The sequence below is a fragment of the Nocardia sp. NPDC058666 genome, assembly GCF_042714895.1.
GTDB lineage: Bacteria > Actinomycetota > Actinomycetes > Mycobacteriales > Mycobacteriaceae > Nocardia.
In genome coordinates, this window is the sequence record NZ_JBHXRY010000064.1 from 1 (window position 1) to 1632 (window position 1632).

The 1632-nt window shown below is 63.2% G+C and carries 1 protein-coding gene and 1 pseudogene; both read left to right on the forward strand.

Annotation, left to right across the window (positions count from 1 at the left end):
• Positions 1 to 226 precede the first annotated feature (226 nt).
• Positions 227 to 430 (forward strand): annotated as a pseudogene (locus ACFWVD_RS28455) (IS30 family transposase); the annotation flags it as partial.
• 156 nt (positions 431 to 586) lie between these two features.
• The gene (locus ACFWVD_RS28460; RefSeq protein ID WP_379247961.1) at positions 587 to 1597 is read left to right on the forward strand and encodes an IS30 family transposase; all 1011 of its coding nucleotides are present in this window, start codon (positions 587 to 589) and stop codon (positions 1595 to 1597) included.
• Positions 1598 to 1632: the final 35 nt, after the last annotated feature.

Genomic DNA, 1632 nt, shown 5'->3' on the forward strand with positions numbered 1-1632 from the left:
GGCGGGTTCACGCGGTCGTCGCAACACTCTCGATTGAGAGGTTGCGACGACCGTGTCGTTTTCAGAGGATCTGGACCAGTTCGGTGAGCAACTGATCCGTTTGGTCGATGCCGGGATCACGGTGAAAGATGCCGCGGTCTCGCTGGGTATCCGCCGCGATCGTTGTTATGCGATCCTGCGCGCGAAGGGCCGGCCGGTAGGCAAGCCGAAGCGGTCACGATCGGCGATGGACCAGGACCTGATCAGGTCGGTATTCGGGTCGAGCGGATCGGTAAATCAAGCAGCCAAAGCAGCGGGAGTGTCACACACGGCCGCCCGCGCGATCTTGGTCGATGCCGGACTGGTCGATGCGCAGACCGTTGCGATCGCCAAGCCTGAGGCCAAGGCGCGGTTCTTGGAGCTGGTCGAGGCCGGTTGGTCGACCACGCGTGCGGCCCGCGAGGTCGGCGTGCACGAACGCACCGGCCGGGACTGGCGTGGCGGGGTCCGCAGGGTTCGTAACTCCATAACCAATGCCCGGATTCACCCCGACGGAACGGTAGTGGACTACACGACCGGGACGCGCTACACAGCTCCGGTGACCAAGATCAGCACCGACGCGCCGACGGTGATCAGCGACCGCTACTTGTCGATCCGAGATCGGTTGGCGATCGCCGACGGGCTGGTCTGCGGGCTGTCGTTCACCGAGATCGCCATCCGGACCGGTAGGAACAAATCCACGGTGTCGAGGGAAGTTCGGGCCCATCGTGTCGACGGCCTCTACCTGCCCTATCAAGCCCATGAACAGGCCTCGGTCGCTCGGGGGCGTCCCAAGCAGTCCAAACTGGTGACCAACCATTCCTTGCGGGACGCGGTGGCCGAGGGGCTCGCGAACCAGTTCTCGCCCGAGCAGATCTCTGCCCGGCTCCGCAAGGACTTCCCCGACGACGAAAGCATGCGGGTGAGCCACGAAACGATCTACCAGGCACTGTATTTCCAAGCCCGAGGCGGACTCAAACGTGAAGTGGCCCAAGCACTTCGGACAGGCCGTACTCGCCGCAAACCGCATCGTAAACCCGAGCATCGCACGCACCGGTTCGTCGATGAAATGGTCATGATCGCCGATCGACCCGCCGAGATCGAAGATCGGGCCGTGCCCGGGCACTGGGAAGGCGATCTCATCGTCGGCGAGCTCAACAAATCCGCGATAGCGACACTCGTGGAACGCACGACCCGCTACACCATGCTGGTGCACCTGCCCGGCAGCCACGACGCCGAAACCGTTCGTGACGGGCTGATCGCAACGATCTCGACCCTGCCCGCGCATCTGCGTGGCTCGCTGACCTGGGACCAGGGTGCGGAGATGGCACGGCACAAACAATTCTCGATAGCCACCGACATGGCCGTCTACTTCTGCGACCCGGCCAGTCCCTGGCAGCGCGGCACCAACGAAAACACCAACGGACTACTGCGCCAATACTTCCCCAAGGGAACCGACTTGAGCATCCACGGACCCGAAGACCTCGAACACGTCGCCCAGCAACTCAACAGGCGACCACGCAAAACGCTCGACTGGGATACCCCAGCCGAGCGTCTGCGTGATCTACTCACCGTCTAACACCAGCGGTGTTGCGACGACCCCTAGAAATCGCC